The 18,220-nt window shown below is 70.4% G+C and carries 12 protein-coding genes; 4 read left to right on the forward strand and 8 right to left on the reverse strand.

The genetic code is table 11. The annotated features are described in order from the left end of the window. Window positions 1-98: 98 nt before the first annotated feature. From G6N49_RS16010 to G6N49_RS16025, 4 genes are all read right to left on the reverse strand, one after another. A complete protein-coding gene (locus G6N49_RS16010; protein WP_011855100.1) occupies window positions 99-1,487 on the reverse strand; it encodes an FAD-binding oxidoreductase in 1,389 nt (462 codons plus the stop codon). A gap of 102 nt (window positions 1,488-1,589) precedes the next feature. Next, a complete protein-coding gene (locus G6N49_RS16015) occupies window positions 1,590-5,027 on the reverse strand; it encodes an ATP-binding protein (RefSeq protein WP_456320105.1) in 3,438 nt (1,145 codons plus the stop codon). 31 nt (window positions 5,028-5,058) lie between these two features. Beyond that, complete coding sequence (locus tag G6N49_RS16020; protein ID WP_041924997.1) at window positions 5,059-8,070, reverse strand: UPF0182 family protein; 3,012 nt, start codon at window positions 8,068-8,070, stop codon at window positions 5,059-5,061. Window positions 8,071-8,154: 84 nt separating this feature from the next. Further along, window positions 8,155-9,183, reverse strand: coding sequence for a YlbL family protein (locus G6N49_RS16025; protein WP_011768129.1), 1,029 nt, complete (start codon window positions 9,181-9,183; stop codon window positions 8,155-8,157). Between the two features lie 91 nt (window positions 9,184-9,274). Here G6N49_RS16025 and G6N49_RS16030 point away from each other — a divergent pair, with 91 nt between their 5' ends. The 3 genes from G6N49_RS16030 to G6N49_RS16040 all read left to right on the forward strand — a co-directional run bounded on the left by G6N49_RS16030 (window position 9,275) and on the right by G6N49_RS16040 (window position 12,952). Beyond that, window positions 9,275-10,666: a zinc-dependent metalloprotease gene (locus tag G6N49_RS16030; protein ID WP_011855097.1), complete on the forward strand. Its 1,392-nt coding sequence runs from the start codon at window positions 9,275-9,277 to the stop codon at window positions 10,664-10,666. A 61-nt stretch (window positions 10,667-10,727) separates the two neighbouring features. After that, window positions 10,728-11,570, forward strand: a complete 843-nt coding sequence (locus G6N49_RS16035; protein ID WP_011855096.1) for a bacteriocin biosynthesis cyclodehydratase domain-containing protein — start codon at window positions 10,728-10,730, stop codon at window positions 11,568-11,570. A gap of 44 nt (window positions 11,571-11,614) precedes the next feature. After that, the gene (locus G6N49_RS16040) at window positions 11,615-12,952 is read left to right on the forward strand and encodes a macrolide-binding ATPase MABP-1 (RefSeq protein ID WP_011855095.1); all 1,338 of its coding nucleotides are present in this window, start codon (window positions 11,615-11,617) and stop codon (window positions 12,950-12,952) included. Window positions 12,953-12,964: 12 nt separating this feature from the next. Here G6N49_RS16040 and G6N49_RS16045 read toward each other — a convergent pair whose 3' ends face one another. Together G6N49_RS16045 and G6N49_RS16050 are read right to left on the reverse strand one after the other, a co-directional pair. Beyond that, window positions 12,965-13,243 (reverse strand): WhiB family transcriptional regulator, encoded by a 279-nt coding sequence (locus G6N49_RS16045; RefSeq protein WP_011558821.1) that lies wholly within the window; start codon window positions 13,241-13,243, stop codon window positions 12,965-12,967. Window positions 13,244-13,744: 501 nt separating this feature from the next. After that, complete coding sequence (locus G6N49_RS16050; protein ID WP_011855094.1) at window positions 13,745-15,868, reverse strand: ATP-dependent DNA helicase UvrD2; 2,124 nt, start codon at window positions 15,866-15,868, stop codon at window positions 13,745-13,747. Between the two features lie 73 nt (window positions 15,869-15,941). Here G6N49_RS16050 and G6N49_RS16055 point away from each other — a divergent pair, with 73 nt between their 5' ends. Then, the gene (locus G6N49_RS16055) at window positions 15,942-16,190 is read left to right on the forward strand and encodes a mycoredoxin (protein WP_011558819.1); all 249 of its coding nucleotides are present in this window, start codon (window positions 15,942-15,944) and stop codon (window positions 16,188-16,190) included. A 10-nt stretch (window positions 16,191-16,200) separates the two neighbouring features. Here the strand turns inward: G6N49_RS16055 and nudC are convergent, their stop codons facing one another. Both nudC and G6N49_RS16065 read right to left on the reverse strand, forming a co-directional pair. After that, on the reverse strand, window positions 16,201-17,136 hold the full coding sequence (nudC, locus tag G6N49_RS16060) for an NAD(+) diphosphatase (protein WP_011558818.1): 936 nt from the start codon (window positions 17,134-17,136) through the stop codon (window positions 16,201-16,203). Further along, window positions 17,133-18,212, reverse strand: coding sequence for a potassium channel family protein (locus tag G6N49_RS16065; protein ID WP_011855093.1), 1,080 nt, complete (start codon window positions 18,210-18,212; stop codon window positions 17,133-17,135). Before G6N49_RS16065 ends, nudC begins: the two co-directional genes overlap by 4 nt. Between the last annotated feature and the right edge of the window lie 8 nt (window positions 18,213-18,220).

The following is an 18,220-nucleotide window of genomic DNA, read 5'->3' on the forward strand; positions in this document are numbered from 1 at the left end:
GGCTTGGTATTCCAAATCGGGCGTCTACCAGCGCTTTGTCTCCCAAGCCCGGCCGCGAGCAGCACGTCCCGAACTTGACTCGCCGCTCGCGAAAGGCCTCAGCTGCGGACGACCTGGCCCGTCCGGAAGACCCCGGCCGGGTCATAGCGCTCGGCCAGCGCTGCCAGCCAGTGCCTGGCGTCCTCGGTGTAAACCCGGGCGGCGCGGCCGGCATCCATCGACGGTGCGAAGTTCGGCAGCTGCCCACCGGTCGACCAGCGCCCCAGCGCGCTCATCACCGCCGCGGCGTGCACCGGCACCACCTCGGCGATCGGCGGCACCAGCGCCCCGATGGTGGTCAGCGCGAACGCCGCATCGCGGTGGCACAGCGCGCTGCGGTGCTGCGGCTCACGCGCCAGCGCCCCGCCAAGATGGCGCACCTCCACGATCACCTGCACCGACTCCGAACCCGGCCCCGCCACGCCCAGCAGCGCCTCGGCGGCCGCGGGGTCGAAACTGTGTAGCAGCGTGTGATCCTCGTACACCGGCATCGGGTCGACCGGATCGGCGTGCACCGCACCGATGGCCGCGTACGGCAGCACCCCAACCGTGTCCATCAGCGACGCCGCCACTGCCCGCATCGGCGCGAGGATGCGTTCGGCTTCGGCGAAGTCACCGACGGCGGCGAAGCGCACCGCGACCGTCAACCGACCGGCAAGCGGTTCAGGAACGCCCGGCAGCGGCGGAAGCTGTTGCAGCGCAATCGAGGTGTTCACCGTCTCCGGCAGGCCACCACACCAGTCCGCCCACGCGCGCACCACCGCGGGCGCATCGGCACCGTCGAAGTAGACAGCGCCACCGTAGAATTCGGGGATCGGGAGCAGATCGAACTCCACCGAGGTGACGATGCCCAGCGTCGCCTTACCGCCCCGCAGACCCCAGAACAGGTCGGCATGGTCATCGGGTGTCACCCGCAGCACTTCCCCCGTTCCGGTGACCAATTCGAAAGCACGAACGTAATCCGATGATGCGCCGAGGGTGCGCACCAGCGGTCCGATGCCCCCACCGGTCAGAAAGCCCACGACACCCACCCCCGGCGCCGAGCCGACCACCGGCGCCAGCCCGTACGGGCACGCTGCGTCGAGCACCTGCTGCCACCGCACGCCCGCGCCGACGCGCGCGATGCGGTTCATCGCGTCGACGGCACACGTGGACATCCCCGACGTGACGATCAGGATCGTGTCCGCACCCACCCCGGTCGCGCCGTGCCCGGTGGCCTGCACCGTCACCCGCAGACCACGGGCCGCGGCGAACCGGACGGTGTCGGCGACATCGGGCGTTGACGTGGCCAGCACCACCGCGGCGGGGCGCACGTCGGCGGCGACGTTCCACGGTGTGCACCGCTCGTAACCCGCCTCCCCCGGCATGGCCACCGGTGCCGAGACGTGCTCCCGGATCGCGGCCACCTGGTCGGCGATGCCGTCGCGGGCGGTATCGGTCAGAGTCATCGAAGTCCTTTCACTGCGCTGTGCTCGATTTCGGCCCACAGCGTGCGTCACCGCTCTTGGCGTCGGCTTGGACGGCCACGCCAAGGCGGCTCCAAGCCCTGCTCACGCGAGCCGACGTGCCAAATCGGCCACGCCGCGCATGCCCAGCGCATCGGCATCAGTGGCGAGCGCCCGCGCCGCCGCCTTCCGCTGCTCACCCGGCGGGGTCAGTTCCGCACGCAGCAGCCGGCACCGCAGTAGGACGGGAACACCCCCGGTGCGCGCGGCGATGTCCTCGGCGTCGGCCAGGTCGGCCAGCGCGCGGTCGGTGTCGCCCATCAGCGCCCGCAGACGCGCGGTCGCCAGGGCGACCGGCCCCACCACGCCGACCTGACCGATCTCCGCGATGCGGTCGACGAACGGCAGCAGCCTCTCCAGCAGCGCGGGGGCGAACTCGGCGTATCCGTGGTCGCACGCCAGATGGGCCAGCAGCGTCGCGTGCCCGAGCGTCGTCCAAACATGTGCCCGGTGCGGTTGGGCGTCCCACTCCCGCAGTCGCATCAGCGCCTGCGCCCGCGCCTCGTCGCCGCTGTCCACGGTGAGCAGAGCGGTGTGCACCAGGCCGACCATGCCCTGTCCCCCGCTCTCGGTGTCGGCACGCGAGCCCGGCCAACCCGGCTCGACGGGGCCGCCCCTCTCACGGATCAGAATCACCGTTGCGATCAAACCGCTTCCGGCTTCGTACAATTCGGTCTGCTCGTGGACCTCCGCCGCGATCCGATGGTGGCGTTCGGCTTCGGCGAAGTCCCCCCGCCACACCGCCAGCACGGCCTCCATCCAACGCAGCTGTGCCCGCAGCACCGGCAGCCGCAGTTCCTCACTGCCCGAGATGCCCTCCTGCAGATGCAGTTTCGCCAGGTCGATCTCGGTCAGGTTCACCGCCGCCATCGTGGCCACCGAGTGCGCGATCACGGTGTCCTCCCGGGACCTGCTGTGCCCGAGCGCGTTCAGTTCCGCGACCCACTCCAAAGTCTGATGGCTGTAGGCGGCCACCCCGGAGTAGGTGATCAACCGGCCCATCAACACGTCGGCGATGACGTCGCGGTCCCCGGTGGCCTCGGCCAACCGCGCGGCCCGTTCGAGATGCCCGGCCGACACCGCGGCGTCGGGGTGGTAGCAGTGCCCGACCGCGAGGGCGGCCAGCACCCGCGCCCCCGCGGCGGGGTCACTCTCGGCCAGCACCGCGGCCCCCTCCAGCAGCGCGAGCACCCCACCGGGATCATGGCCGGGGGCCAGCCACGGCCACCCGCCGCTGGCCCGCAGCAGCGCGCTGGCCAGCCGGCCTGCCGTCGCGGCCCGACCGGTGCGCACGGCATCGCCGAGTTGTGCGGCGACGGTGTCGAGGACCAGCCGGCCGCGCCCGGCGCGCGAATGCGCCTCGAGCATCGCCACGGTCAGCCCGTCGCGCTCCTCTTCCGAGCGCGACGCCGCCGGGAGCCGGTCGTAGGCGTCCAGCGCGGCCTGCCACCACACCGCCGCGATGTCCGAACTCCACCGCGCCGTGGCATCCTCGGCGGCCAGTCGGCACGCCTGCACCACCGCGCCGGCGTCCACCAGGGGTTGCGCGGCGATGAGGTGCTGGGCGCGGCGCGTCAGCGCACCCTCGGCGGTGCTGCCGTCGAGCACGTCGGCGATGGTGGCGTGCAGGCGTTGGCGGCGCAGCGGGGGCATTCCGGCGATGAGGTGGTCACGCAGGAGTCCGTGCGCGAACGCGTACCCGTCACCGGTGTGCGCGGCGACCACGATGCGCTCGTCGGCCGCATCGTCGAGATGGTCGGCCAGCGTGTCGACGTCCATCCCGGTGGCCTGCGCCAGCACCGGCACGGCGTCCGAATCGAGCGCGTCGCCGATGATCGCGGCCGTCCGGAGCACCTGCACGGCGGCCGGGTCGAGCCCGGCCAGGCGGCGGTCCAGCACCGATTTCACCGCGACCGGGATCTCGCTGCCGACCCGGTCGGCGCGGGGCAGCCGGGCGTACTCGGACACGAAGAACGGGTTGCCGCCCGTGCGGTCGGCCAGCAGCGCCGCCTCCGCATCCGTCACCGGATCGTCGGCCACCTGATTCGCCAGCGCCGCAACATCTTCGGTGGACAACGCCGGGACCGCCACATGGCGGTTGCGGTCGCCACGGGCCACGGTCGTCACCAGCCTGGCCACCTCGGCGCTGTGTTCGCCGTCGCGCGCTGTCAGGATCAACGCCACCGGGTGGTCGCGCAGCGCCCCGGCGATGTACGCCAGGCACGCCGCCGACGTGGTGTCCGCCCACTGCACGTCGTCGATGACCACCGCAAGCGTGCGCGGCGCCGACTCCAGCAGGGTCTGGATGCGTTCGTAGACACGGAATCTCGCGGTGTCCGGATCGGCGTCCGGCGGCACCTCGAGCACCTCGTCGGGATCGGCGCCCAGCGCCCGCACCAACTGGCGCATCGGCCACCACGGTGGAGTCGTCCGCTCGTCGGGACAGCTCACCCACACCATGTCCCCACCGTCGGCGACCACCCGGGCCGCGACCTCCTCCGCCAGCCGGGTCTTGCCGATTCCCGCCGGACCCGACAGCACCAGCCACCGCGCCGCACCCGCCGCGACGTCGGAGAGCACGCCGGCGGCGGTGGACAGTTCGCGGCTGCGGCCGATCAGCGCGCCACGGCTCGGGCCCGCCGGGACCACCGACGGCTCGACCGTGGGCGCGGCCGGGGTGGCCACCGCACCGGCGCCCGTCCACTCCGGGGACCGCGGCCACGCCGCCAACTCGGGTGCCTGCCGCAGCATCGCGGTCTGCAGCTCGCGGACCTCGCGTCCCGGCTGCACGCCGAGTTCGTCGTCGAGCAGCCGAGCGTGGCGGGTGTAGACGTCCAGCGCGTCGGTCACCCGGCCCGCCCGGTACAGCGCGAGCATGTGCAGCCAGCAGCCGCGGTCGGCCAGCGGTGTGGCGGAGCGCAACTCGGCCGCCGCCGCCAGCGCCTGCGGCACCCGGCCCAGCCCCAGCAGCGCGGTGATCCGCGCATCCAGACAATCGGCGCGCAGGTGCTCGGCGCGGGCCGCCTCGTCGGCCACCCACGGTTCGTCGGACAGGTCGGCCAGCAGCGGCCCACGCCACCACGCCAGGGCCTCGTCGGCGGCGGCCAGCGCCGCGTCCCAGTCCCCGCTGTCCACGGCGGCCACCGCCCTGGCGCAGCCGGAGGCGAACACCGCCAGATCGACCTGGCCGGGTTCGACGTTGAGGAAATACCCCGGCGGTTGCCGCACGATCGGCGAGGCGACCTGCGACTGACCCGCGTCGCGCAGGGCCCGGCGCAGATTGGAGATGTAGGCCTGCAGGCTGGCCGTCGCGCTGCCCGGGGCATCGTCACCCCAGACCGCGTCGATCAGCCGGTCCACCGATACGACCCGGCCCGCGGCGAGCAGGAGCACGGCGAGCACCGCGCGCTGCTTCGGCGGCCCGATGTCGACCGGGCAGTCCGCATGCGTCACCTGCAGCGGTCCCAGCAAACGAAACTGCACCCGAAGAGCTTAAGGGCAGTTCCGCGTCGGCTCAGCGCGCCTCGGAGTACCTGTTCATCGCGTCGTCCAGACGCTGCAGCGCCTCACCGTATTCGGCGAAGTTGCCGCTGCGCTGCGCGTCCTGCAGACCGCTCATCGCCTCCTGGACCTCCTGCAGCGCCGCGGCTTTCGCCTCGGACAACTGCTGGGGACCCGACGGCCCCGACGGGATGGCGGCCGGAGGGGGCGTCGACGCCCGACCCGCCTGGTTGCCGGGGGTCTGCGCGGCGGGCTGCTGACCGTTCGGCGGCTGGGCCGCCGGCTGACCGTCGGGCAGGTTGGCCGGCGCGGGTCCGGTGGCGGTGGCGTCGGCACCCGCACCGAACAGGTCGGTCAGCGCGTCGCGCACCGTCGGGCCGTATCCGACCTGATCGTTGTAGAACATCGCCACACGGATCAGGCGCGGGTAGGTCGATGCCGCATCGCTGGTACCCGGTGAGGCGTACACCGGCGCCACGTACAGCAGGCCGCCCGGGCCCACCGGCAGGGTCAACAGGTTGCCCCACCGGATCCGGTTCTGATTGTCGCGGCCGATGACGCCGAGATCCTGGCTGACCGCGGTGTCGGTGCTGATCGCGTTGAACGCCAGCTTGGGCCCGTTGACCTGACCCGGGATGGTCAGCACCGTGATCTTTCCGTAGGTCTCCGGATCCGAACTCGCGCTCATGTACGCGGCGAGGAAGTCACGACGGAACCGGTTCATCGCGCTGGTCAGCTGGAACGCCGCCGAGTTGTTGTTCTCCGCGAGGTCCTTGGCCACGATGTAGTACGGCGGCTGGAAGCTGCTGGCGGTGGGGTTCGGGTCCAGCGGGACGTCCCAGAAGTCCGACGTCGAGAAGAACGTCACCGGGTCGTCGACGTGATACTTGGCCAGCAGAGCGCGCTGCACCTTGAACAGGTCCTCGGGATAGCGCAGGTGCTGCTGCAACTCGGGGCTGATCTCGCTCTTCGGCTTGATGGTGTCGGGGAACACCTTCATCCACGCCTGCAGCACCGGGTCGGTCTCGTCCTGGGCGTACAACGTCACCGTGCCGTCGTAGGCGTCGACGGTGGCCTTCACCGAGTTGCGGATGTAGGACACCTGCTTGTTGAGCGCCAACCGGTTGACGGCCACCTCGTTGGAGTCCGCGGTCGCCGACGAAAGCGACGTCAACTCCGAATAGGGGTAGTTGTCGAGCGTCGTATAGCCGTCGACGATCCACACGATCTTCTTGTTGACGATCGCCGGGTACACCGTGGTGTCGGTGGTCAGCCACGGCGCGACGGCCTCGACCCGGTCGGCGGGGTCACGGTTGAACAGGATCTTGCTGTTCTCACCGATGACGTTGGAGAACAGGAAGTTGCGCTCGGCGAACTTCGCCGCGAACAAGCTTCGCGTCAGCCAGTTGCCGATCGGCACACCGCCGGAGCCGGTGTAGGTGTAGTTGCGGGTCTCGACGTTGTTCTCGTAGTCGTATTCGCGCGGGGTGCCGTTCTCCCCGACGATCGCGTAATCCGACGCGGTGTTGGCGATGACCGGGCCGAAGTAGATGCGCGGCTGATCCAGCGGCGCCGGCCCCGGCGAGACGACGTTGCCGTTGGCCCCCACCACGCTGGCGAGGAACTCCGGGTAGCCGCCGTTCTGGTTGGGGTCGTTGGCGATCCCCCGGACCGTGTTCGCCGGTGAGGCGATGAACCCGTTGCCGTGGGTGTAGACGGTGTGCCGGTTGATCCAGTCGCGCTGGTTGTCGATCAACCGGTCCGGGTTGAGCTCGCGGGCGGCGACCACGTAGTCGCGCAGGTTGCCGTCGGCGTCGCGGTAGCGGTCCATCGCCAGCTGTTCGGGGAAGAAGTAGAAGTTCTTGCCCTGCTGGAACTGGGTGAACGCCGGGCTGACGATGTTCGGGTCGAGCACGCGGATGTTCGACGTGGTGGACCGGTCGGCGGCCACCTGCTGGGCGGTGGCCGGCGCGTTGCCCGGGTAGTCGCGGTAGGTGACCACCTCGTCGGTCAGACCGTAGGCCTGCCTGGTCGCGGCGATGCTGCGCGAGATGTATTCGCTTTCCTTCTGCGCGGCGTTGGGCTTGACGCTGAACTGCTCGACCACCAGCGGCCAGCCGGCGCCGACGACCAGCGACGAGAGCAGCAGCAGCACCACACCGATGGCGGGGATGCGCAGGTCGCGCAGCACGATCGCGGAGAACACCGCCACCGCGCAGATCACCGCGATCGCCAGCAGGATCAGCTTGGCGGGCAGCACGGCGTTGATGTCGGTGTAGCCGGCGCCGGTGAACGGCTTGCCGCCGCGGGTGTGGCTGAGCAGCTCGTAGCGGTCGAGCCAGTAGGCGAACGCCTTGAGCAGGATCAGGATGCCGACCAGGGTGACGAGCTGGATCCGCGCCGAGCGGGTCAGCGCCCCGTTGCGCCCGGTCAGCCGGATCCCGCCGAACAGGTAGTGGCCCAACAGGTTCGCGATGAAGGCGAGGAACGTCGCGACGAACAGATAGCTCAGCACCAGCCGGTAGAACGGCAGGTCGAAGGCGTAGAACCCGAGGTCGAGGCCGAATTGCGGGTCGGTGACGCCGAATTCGCCACCGTGCAGGTACAGCTGGATGCGCACCCAGTAGCTCTGCGCGACGATGCCGGACAGGATGCCGATGAACGCCGGGACGCCGAAGCCGAACAGGCGCAGCCGCGCCATCACCGTCGTGCGGTAGCGGGCGATCGGATCGTTGGGGCCGGCGGTCGGGACGAACACCGGCCGCGTCCGGTAGGCCAACGCAAGGCCGGCGAAGACGATCGCGCCGATCAGCAGGGAGACGACCAGGAACACGACGACGCGGGTGAACAGCACCGTGGTGAACACCGACCGGTAACCGAGTTCACCGAACCACAGCCAGTTCACGTAGGTGTCGATGAACCGTGGCCCGATCAACAGCAGCACCACCGCGGCGAGGGCGACACCGATCAGCACCCGGCTTCGTCGCGTCAGCTTCGGCATCCTCGCGGGGGGCCGCATACCCACTTGGTGTCTCCAGTTTCACTCACGGGAAAGGGGACGTCGTGTCCGACGTGCCCCAACTCTACGCATTGACCGCCCACGCCTCGGTCAGCACCGTGGCGGTTCGCCACCAGCGGAAATCGCGTTGAGCGCGTCGACGGCTTCGGTCAGTGTGCCGACCTTGACCAGTTCCAGCCCGTCCTGCGGATCGGACTTGGCCTCGGCGCAGTTGTCGGCGGGCACGAGGAACACGGTGGCCCCGGCGTCGCGCGCGCCGACCATCTTGTGCGTGATGCCGCCGATCGACCCGACCTCCCCGTCGCCGGTGATGGTGCCGGTGCCCGCGACGAACTTGCCGTCGTTGAGGTCACCCGAGGTGAGTTTGTCGACCACCGCGAGGCTGAACATCAGGCCCGCCGACGGCCCGCCGATGTTGGCCAGGTTGAAGTCGATCTTGAACGACGCCCAGGGTGCGTCGATGACGCCGATGCCGAGGTACCCGTAGTCGCGGTCGGGGTTCGTGCCGAGTTCGACGGTGGTGGTCCCGAGCGGATCGTTCTCGTCCTTGCGCCGGAAGTCGAGGACCAGTTCGTCACCGGGTTTGGTGGTCTTCAACAAAGCCTGGAACTCGTCGACGGTGGCCACCGGCTTGCCGTTGACCGCGTCGATCGCGTCGCCCTCCTTGAGCTTGCCCGCCGACGGACCGGGATCGGTCACGCTCTCGACGGTGACCGCGCGCGGATATTTCAGGTACGACAGCGCGGCGTACTCGGCGTTGGCCTCCGAGTTGCGGAAATCGGCGGTGTTGGCCTCGTCGATCTCGTCCTTGCTCTTATCGGGCGGGTAGACCAGTTCGCGGGGCACCAACTGCTCGCGGCCCGACATCCACAGGGTCAGGGCCTGGGCCAGGGTCAGCCCGTCGCGCTGCGACACCGTCGTCATGTTCAGGTGCCCCGACGTCGGCTTCACCTCGGTGCCGGTGATGTCGACGACCTCTTTGCCGTCCACCTCGCCGAGCGTGTCGAACGTGGGTCCGGGGCCCAGCGACACGAACGGGACCGTCACCGCAGAGAGCAGCACGCCGAACGCCACGACCGGGACGAGCGCGATCAGCAGCGTCAGAATCCGCCTGTTCACGCCGCCCACAGTAAGGGAGCACCGCGCCCGTTCACTGACAGCGTGACCGGGCACACCGCACCACCCGGCGCCGGTGAGTACCGTTGACGGCATGGCTGACCTGCCTTTCGGCTTCTCCTCGGGTGACGACCCGGAGCGAGACAAGAGCAAGAAGGATCCCGACGGGGGGTCCGGTCCGGGCGGTTCGCCGTCGGATCCGTTCGGCTCGATGTTCGGGCAGGGCGGCGCCGGCTTCGACATGTCCGACCTCGGCCAGATCTTCACCAAACTCGGTGAGATGTTCAGCGGCGCAGGCAATATGGCCGCCGGCGGAGCCCAGTCCGGACCGGTCAACTACGACCTTGCCCGGCAGCTGGCGTCGAGCGCGATCGGGTTCGTCGCACCGGTGCCCGACCAGACCAAGTCGGCGATCGCCGACGCGGTGCACCTCGCCGAAACCTGGCTCGACGGTGTCACCCCGCTGCCGGCGGGCACCACCCGCGCGGTCGCCTGGACGCCGAGCGAATGGATCGACCACACGCTGGACACCTGGAAGCGGCTGTGCGATCCGGTCGCCGAGCAGATCTCGACGGTGTGGGCCTCGGCGCTGCCGGAGGAGGCCCGCGCGATGGCCGGTCCGCTGATGGCGATGATGTCGCAGATGGGCGGCATGGCGTTCGGTTCCCAACTCGGCCAGGCGCTGGGCAAGCTGTCCAAGGAGGTGTTGACCTCCACCGACATCGGCCTGCCGCTGGGCCCAAAGGGTGTCGCCGCGCTGCTGCCCGAGGCGGTCGAGACGTTCTCGGAGGGTCTCGAGCAGCCGCGCAGCGAGGTGCTGACGTTCCTCGCCGCGCGGGAAGCGGCGCACCATCGGCTGTTCAGCCATGTGCCGTGGCTGTCGAGCCAGTTGATGTCCGCGGTCGAGGCGTTCGCACGCGGCATGAAGGTCGACATGAGCGGTATCGAGGATCTGGCCCAGGGCATCAACCCGGCCGCGCTGACCGACCCGTCGCAGATGGAGCAGCTGCTCAACCAGGGCATCTTCGAGCCCAAGGCCACCCCGGAGCAGGTCGCGGCACTCGAACGGCTCGAGACCCTGCTCGCGCTCATCGAGGGTTGGGTCCAGACCGTGGTCACCGCCGCGCTCGGCGACCGCATCCCCGGCACCGGCGCCCTGTCGGAGACGCTGCGGCGGCGCCGGGCCACCGGCGGGCCGGCCGAGCAGACGTTCGCCACCCTGGTCGGGCTCGAACTGCGGCCGCGCAAGATGCGCGAGGCCGCGGCACTGTGGGAGCGGCTCACCGAGGCGGTCGGCGCCGACGCCCGCGACGGTGTGTGGCAGCACCCGGATCTGCTGCCGTCGTCGGAGGACCTCGACGAACCCGCCGCGTTCATCGACCGGATGGTCGGCGGCGACACCAGCGGGATGGACAGCGCCATCGAGGAGGCGTTCACCGACCTCGAAAAGGGCTCGGACGACCGCCCCGAGGATGATCAGCGCTAGTTGTCCACAGGCCTGTGGATGAGTGCGGGGTGACGCCGTCGTTGCGTGGCAGAGTCCTTCCATGTCCGCCTACCGGCTCAGGGAGACGCTGCCCGTGCTGCTGCGCCCGGACGGCGCGGTCCAGATCGGGTGGGATCCGCGCCGCGCGATGCTGGTTCGCCCACCGGCCGGGCTGACCGCATCGGCGCTGGCAGATCTGCTGCGCACCCTCCAGTCGGGGATGACGACGGCCGACCTGTACGCCGCGGCGCGCGAGCGCGGCACCGCCGACCCGGCCGAGCTCACCGAGATCGTGTCCGCCCTCGCCGGTGCCGGCGTGCTGACCGTCGACCCGGCTCGCCACGGCCGCACCCCGAGCGTCCGCATCCACGGCCGCGGACCTCTGTCCGATCTGCTCGTCGCGGGCCTGCGGTGTTCGGGCGCCCGCGTCGGACACACCCGCTCCCCCAAACCGCCCGCCCCGCCGGAGGCCACCGACCTGGTGGTCTTGGCCGACTACCTGGTGGCCGAACCGCGCGTGGTGCGCGATCTGCACGACGCGCACGTCGCCCACCTACCGGTCCGGGTGCGCGACGGCTGCGGGCTGATCGGGCCGCTGGTGTTCCCGGGCCGCACGAGCTGCCTGTCCTGCGCCGATCTGCACCGCAGCGATCGCGACGCGGCGTGGCCGACCCTGGCCGCCCAGCTACGCGGGACCGTGGGCAGTGCCGACCGGCCGACCGTCCTGGCCACCGCGGCCGTCGCACTCGACCGCATCCACCGGGTGCTGCGCGCAGTCCGCGACACCGGGGACCCCGCGGCCGCCGCCGACCCGGCCGCCACGGACACCACGTGGGAGTTCGACGTCGGCACCCGCACCACCGTCGTGCGGCGTTGGTCCCGGCACCCGCGCTGCACCTGCTGAGCGCCCGTCGCGCGACGTTCGTTGTCGGCCCGAGGTGCGGCGTCATGGATGATGGTCTGGTGGCTGATGACATCAGACGCGGGCGTGCCGCCCGCAACGCGAAGCTGGCGAGCCTGCCGGTCGGTATGGCCGGGCGCGCGGCGTTGGGATTCGGCAAACGGCTGACCGGAAAATCCCGCGACGAGGTCAACGCCGAATTGATGGACAAGGCGGCTCAGCAACTGTTCACCGTGCTCGGTGAACTCAAGGGCGGCGCGATGAAGGTCGGGCAGGCCCTGTCGGTGATGGAGGCCGCCATCCCCGAGCAGTACGGCAAGCCGTACCGCGAGGCGCTGACCAAACTGCAGAAAGACGCCCCACCGCTGCCCGCCGCCAAGGTGCACCGGGTGCTCGATGCCCAGCTGGGCACCAAGTGGCGGGAGCGCTTCACCTCCTTCGACGACAAACCGATCGCCTCGGCCAGCATCGGGCAGGTGCACAAGGCGGTGTGGGCCGACGGCCGCGACGTCGCGGTCAAGATCCAGTACCCCGGCGCCGACGAAGCCCTGCGCGCCGACCTGAAGACCATGCAGCGCATGGTCGGCGTGCTCAAGCAGCTCTCCCCGGGCGCCGATGTCGAGGGCGTGGTCGGCGAGCTCATCGAGCGCACCGAGATGGAGCTCGACTACCGGCTGGAAGCCGACAACCAGCGGGCGTTCGCGAAGGCCTACCGCGACCATCCGCACTTCGCCGTTCCCGCCGTCGTCGCCAGCGCCCCGAAGGTCGTGATCGCGGAGTGGATCTCCGGCATCCCGATGTCGGTGATCATCCGCGAGGGCACCACCGAGCAGCGCGACCTGATGGGCACCCGGCTCTTCGAGCTCACCCACGACGCCCCGGCGCGGCTGGAGATGATGCACGGCGATGCGCACCCCGGCAATTTCATGCTGCTGCCCGACGGGCGGATGGGTGTCATCGACTTCGGTGCGGTGGCGCCGCTGCCCGGCGGGCTTCCGGTCGAGTTGGGCCAGACGTTGCGCTACGCAGCCGCCAAGGACTACGACAACCTGCTGGCCACCATGGCGCGGGTCGGCTTCATCCAGCGCGGCGAACAGGTTCCGGCCGAGGAGATCGACGAGATGCTGCGCCAGTACGTCGAGCCCATCGAGGTCGAGGTGTTCCACTACACCCGCAAGTGGCTGCAGCGGATGACCGCGGTGAACATGGACCGTTCGGTGGCCCAGATCAAGACCGCCCGCCAGATGGACATCCCGCCGAAGCTGGCGATCCCGATGCGGGTCATCGCCTCGGTGGTGGCGATCTCGTGCCAGCTCGACGCCCACGTCCCGGTGAAAGCCATTGCGACCGAACTGATTCCGGGCTTCCGGGAGGACGCGGCCTGAGCGGCCCGGCGGCTAGGCAGCCGCCGGGTCCCGCTCGGTCTTGCGCGGGCGTCCCCGCGGACGCTTACGCGCGACGATGGTGCCTCGTTCGAAGATCTCGCCGCCCCACACACCCCACGGCTCCTGACGCTCCAGTGCCGCGGCGAGGCACTCCCGGCGCACCGGGCACTCCGCACACAGCGTCTTGGCGCGTTCGAGGTCCCCGGGACTCTCGGCGAACCACAGGTCGGGATCGCCGACGTGGCACGGCAATTCCGGTAACACCCTCTCGAGGCATGTCTCCACAGACATGAACTTCCTGCTTCCTGGTCGTTGTTTCCTCGGCCATCTGTCTTTGGCTGGATCCGGGACCAGGTCTTCGTGGAGGGCTTCCCCTGAAAAAGACTGTGGCCACGGATCCGGCGACTGCGGGTCCGTGGCCATTCGGCTTGGTGGGGGGCTTACCTGGGTGGAGCCCCATTCCACGGACTGCGGGTCGCGGCGGTAGCGGTACGGCGCTTGCGCTGCACGGGAACGGCAGCGTGCATGGCCGCAACACGGGCCGGAATGCCGGCCGGTGCCGCGCAGGCGGGATGCGGTGCTGCAACGGAGATCGGAGCGACCGTCCGAAGGGTGCGCGCGATGCCGGCAACGGCTACGCCGGTGAACACGAAATTGCTGTCCATGATCCGGGCACCCTCCTTTCGTCTCTCCGCCCAACGTGTGATCTTGAGGCTAGAGCCTAGCAGCGGAACCGCACAACCCATTTTCTAGCAGCGGTTTTGGCGCGATCTTTGCGGTGGTTGGCAGTCCTCAGCCGCGTGCGTTGACCAAGGCGAGGACGTCGGCGCCGTACTGCTCGAGCTTGCGGGCGCCGATTCCGGGGATGGCGACCAGCGCCGCCTCGTCGGTGGGCAGCGATTCGGCGATCGCGATCAGCGTGTTGTCGGTGAACACCACGAAGGCCGGGACGCCGAGCTCCTTGGAGGTCCGCAGCCGCCACTCCTTGAGCGCGGCGAGCAGTTGTTCGTCGATGTCGGACGAGCAGGTCTCGCAGCGGCGCAACATGATTGCCGCGGGGGTGGTCAACACCTGGTTGCAGACCCGGCAGCGCGGCGTCGCGCCCCGCGCGCGACGCGGTTTGTTCACCGACGCCTCGGGTGCCGAGTGCGGCGCCACACCGTTGAGGAACCGCGACGGCCGTCGGCCCTGGCGGCCCCCCGGTGCCCGGGCCAGCGCCCAACTCAATGTGAGATGCACTCGCGCCCTTGTAATTCCGACATAGAGCAACCGGCGCTCCTCCTCGACCGGCTCACTGTCGGGGCCGTGAGTCAGCGCGTGCGAGATCGGCAGGGTGCCGTCGGCGAGCCCGACGAGATAGACCGCATCCCACTCCAACCCCTTCGCAGCATGCAGCGACGCGAGCGTGACGCCCTGGACCACGGGTGGGTGCCGGGCGTCGGCGCGTTGGCGCAGTTCGGTGACCAGACCGCGCAGGTCAAGACCCGGGCGCAGCACGACCTCTTCGTCGACGAGTTCGGCGAGCGCGCTGAGCGCCTCCCAGCGTTCCCTGGCGCGGGTGCCCGCCGGCGGCTCCGCGGTGAGCCCGAGCGGTTCGAGCACGGCCCGCACGACGTCGGCCACCTCACCGTCGACGTCGCGTTCGGCGGCCCGCTGCAGGGCCACGAGCGCCTGGCGGATCTCCTGACGGCTGAAGAAGCCCTCACCGCCGCGCACCTGGAACGCGATGCCGGCCTCGGTGAGCGCCTCCTCGTAGACCTCCGACTGCGCGTTGATGCGGTACAGCACCGCGATCTCCGCCGCCGGGGTGCCGGCGTCGAGCAGCCTGCGGATGTCCTTGGCGACGGCGGCGGCCTCGGCCACCTCGTCGGGGTGCTCGGCGAACGCCGGTGTGGGCCCCGGCGGGCGCTGGCCGACCAGGTGCAGCTTGCTGCCGGCCATGCGGCCGCGCGCGGCGGCGATCACCCGGTTGGCCAGCGACACCACCTGCGGGGTGGAGCGGTAGTCACGTTCGAGCCGGATCACCGCGGCGTCGGGGAACCGGCGGGAGAAGTCCAGCAGGTAGCGCGGCGTGGCCCCGGTGAACGAGTAGATGGTCTGGTTGGCGTCCCCGACGACGGTCAGGTCGTCACGGGGGCCGAGCCACGCGTCGAGCACGCGCTGCTGCAGGGGTGTCACGTCCTGGTACTCATCGACGACGAAACAGCGGTAGCGGTCACGGAACTCCGCGGCCACCGCCGCGTCGTTCTCGATCGCCGCCGCGGTGTGCAGCAGCAGATCGTCGAAGTCGAGCAGCGCGGTGCCGTCGTGGCGGGCCTTCAGCGCCTCGTAACCGGCGTAGACGGCGGCCACCTTCGCGGCGTCCATCGGGATGTCGCGGCCGGCCTGCGCGACGGCGCCGGGATAGGCCTCCGGGCTGATCAGCGACGCCTTCGCCCACTCGATCTCACCGGCCAGGTCGCGGACGTCGTCGGTGGCGGCCTGCACGCGGGCCCGGTTGGCGGCCTGCGCCACGACGGAGAACTTGCTGTCGAGCAGCTGCCAGGAGGTGTCGCCGACTACGCGGGGCCAGAAGTACCGCAGCTGGCGGCGGGCGGCGGCGTGGAACGTCATCGCCTGTACGGACCCGGTGCCGACGCCGCCGGCCTCCTGGTCGAGCGCCCGCAGCCGGGCCCGCATCTCCCCCGCGGCGCGGGAGGTGAACGTCACGGCCAGCACCTGCCCGGGTGCGACGTGGCCCGCCGCGACGAGGTGGGCGATCCGGCGGGTGATGGTGCGGGTCTTGCCGGTGCCGGCGCCGGCCAGCACGCAGACCGGCCCCCGAGGCGCCAGGACGGCCTCACGCTGTTCCTCGTCGAGGTCGGCAAGCAGCCGCTCCCGCGACGAGGTGGGGACCTCGACTGGCATGCGACCCATCTTGGCAGGGCGGACCGACAACCGCCCGGCCCGTGTCGGGCATGTCGGGGCGGTCGGTAACGTTGCATGCCTTATGAGTGCTGCTGACACCCTGACGATGTACACCACCACGTGGTGCGGCTACTGCGTCCGGCTCAAGAAGGCTTTGCAGGTCGAGGGCATCGCGTGGACCGAGGTCGACATCGAACGCGACCCGGCCGCCGCGGAGTTCGTCATGTCGGTCAACGGGGGCAACCAGACCGTGCCGACGGTGAAGTTCCCGGACGGTTCGGCGCTGACCAACCCGAGCATCAAGGACGTCAAGGCCAAGCTGGGTCGCTGACCCCAGCGGATCAGTCCAGTGCGGCCCAGGATTCGATGATCTCCCGGGCGATCGAGATCGAACCGGGCAGCAGCAGCCGCGACGGTGATCCGCCGGCCGCGGCGTTCCAGTCCCCCTCGGCCAGCGCGGCGCGCACCTCGGCGCGGGTGAACCACCCAGCCTCGGCGATCTCACCGTCGTTGAACGCGAACGGCTGCTCGGGATCAGCGACGGCGTGGAATCCGACCATCAGCGAGCGCGGGAACGGCCACGGCTGGCTGCCCAGGTAGCGCACGTCGGTCACCGTCAGCCCGACCTCCTCGGCGATCTCGCGCACCACGCACGATTCGAACGACTCACCGGCCTCCACGAAGCCGGCGAGGATCGAGAACAACCGCTCCGGCCACAGCGTCTGGCGGGCCAGCACCGCGCGGTCGTGTCCGTCGTGCACCAGGCAGATCACCGCGGGGTCGATGCGCGGGAACTCCTCGTGCCCGTTGACCGGGTTCACCCTCGACCAGCCGGCCTTGACCGGTTTGGTGGGTGCGCCGTCGACCGGGCTGAACCGGGCGTGGTCGTGCCAGTTGAGCAGCGCGGTGGCGGTGGCCACGAGCTGGGCGCTGGTGTCGTCGAAGATCTGGCCGGCCCGCCGCAGGTCGAGCACCTCGGCGTCGGTGCCGTCCTCGGGCGCCTCCAACGCGGCCCGCACGCCCCAGACGTGGCGGCCGTCGCGCAGCCGTCCGAGGAAGACGGCGTGTTCGGGAGGTGCGTCGGCCAGTGCGCTCGCCCGCCCCAGCACCGCCTGTCCGCCCGCGATCAGCACCTGGTTGCGCCGGTCCACCCGCAACAGCAGCGCGTCGGCCCAGCCCGCGGTGGCCGCGTCGATGTCGGTGCGCAACGCGTCGGCGCGGTCGGCGCCGACGCGGGAGAGCAGCGGGGTGTTACGCAGGGACTGGAAGGCGCTCACCGTTCGGCGTCCGCGCTGCGGATGTAGAGCAGCCGGTCACCCAGTTCCAGCGCGTCGACCTCGGGGGCGTCGACGCGTACCAGTGCCCCGTCGCGCACGACACCGAGGACGATGTCGTGCAGGTGGCGCGGCGACCCGCCCGCCTCCTTCGGGGTGACCTCGCGTTCGGCGATCGCGAAGCCCGCGTCGGGGGTGAGCAGATCCTCCATCATCTCCACCACGCTCGGGGTCTGCGTGGCGATGCCGAGCAGGCGACCGGCGGTCTCGGAGGTCACCACTGTCGAATCCGCACCGGACTGCTCCAGGAGGTGCTGATTCTCCGCCTCCCGGACCGCGGCGATGATCTTCGCCTTCGGTGCCAGTTCCCGCGCGGTGAGGGTGACCAGGACCGCGGTGTCGTCGCGGTTGGTGGCGACGATGATCGACTTGGCGTGCTGCGCGCTGGCCAGCCGGAGGACCTCGGAATCGGTGGCGCTGCCGCGTACCGTCACCAGACCGGCGTTCCGGGCGCGTTCGAGGGCCGCCGGGTTCTCGTCGACCACGACGATGTCGGCCGGTGCGACCTCGTCACCGATCATGGCGGCCACCGCCGTCCGGCCTTTGGTGCCGTATCCGATGACGACAGTGTGGTTGCGCACCTTGTTCCTCCACTGCTGAATTTTGAACGCCTGACGCGACTCGGTCGTCAGGGTCTCGACCGTGGTGCCGATCAGCACGATCAGGAACGCCACCCGCAGGGGTGTGATCACGACGATGTTGACGAAGCGGGCGCCCTCGGTGACCGGGGTGATGTCGCCGTAGCCCGTCGTCGACAGCGAGACGGTCGCGTAGTAGAAGCAATCGAGCAGAGACAGCCCGTCGGTCTGGGTGTCCCGGTACCCGTCACGGTCGATGTAGACGATGAGCACGACCGCGCAGAGCACCGCGAACGCGATGACGATTCGCTTGGTGATCCGCACCCACGGGCTGGGCACGTCCTGCGGGATCGTGACCCGGTCGACGAGCGAGTGGACGGGCTGGTCGGCCAGCGACTGGTTGATTCGTCCGAGCCGACGCCGGAGACGGCCTTTAGCCACGAGGGTCC

This window comes from Mycolicibacterium monacense (genome assembly GCF_010731575.1).
GTDB classification, from domain to species: domain Bacteria; phylum Actinomycetota; class Actinomycetes; order Mycobacteriales; family Mycobacteriaceae; genus Mycobacterium; species Mycobacterium monacense.

Bases quoted from the DNA above. Each gene is read 5' to 3' on its own strand.
- G6N49_RS16055 (WP_011558819.1), top strand. From the start codon at position 15,942: ATGAGTGCTGCTGACACCCTGACGATGTACACCACCACGTGGTGCGGC.
- G6N49_RS16040 (WP_011855095.1), top strand. From the start codon at position 11,615: ATGGATGATGGTCTGGTGGCTGATGACATCAGACGCGGGCGTGCCGCC.
- G6N49_RS16035 (WP_011855096.1), top strand. From the start codon at position 10,728: ATGTCCGCCTACCGGCTCAGGGAGACGCTGCCCGTGCTGCTGCGCCCG.
- G6N49_RS16050 (WP_011855094.1), bottom strand. From the start codon at position 15,868: ATGGGTCGCATGCCAGTCGAGGTCCCCACCTCGTCGCGGGAGCGGCTG.
- G6N49_RS16045 (WP_011558821.1), bottom strand. From the start codon at position 13,243: ATGTCTGTGGAGACATGCCTCGAGAGGGTGTTACCGGAATTGCCGTGC.
- G6N49_RS16030 (WP_011855097.1), top strand. From the start codon at position 9,275: ATGGCTGACCTGCCTTTCGGCTTCTCCTCGGGTGACGACCCGGAGCGA.
- G6N49_RS16010 (WP_011855100.1), bottom strand. From the start codon at position 1,487: ATGACTCTGACCGATACCGCCCGCGACGGCATCGCCGACCAGGTGGCC.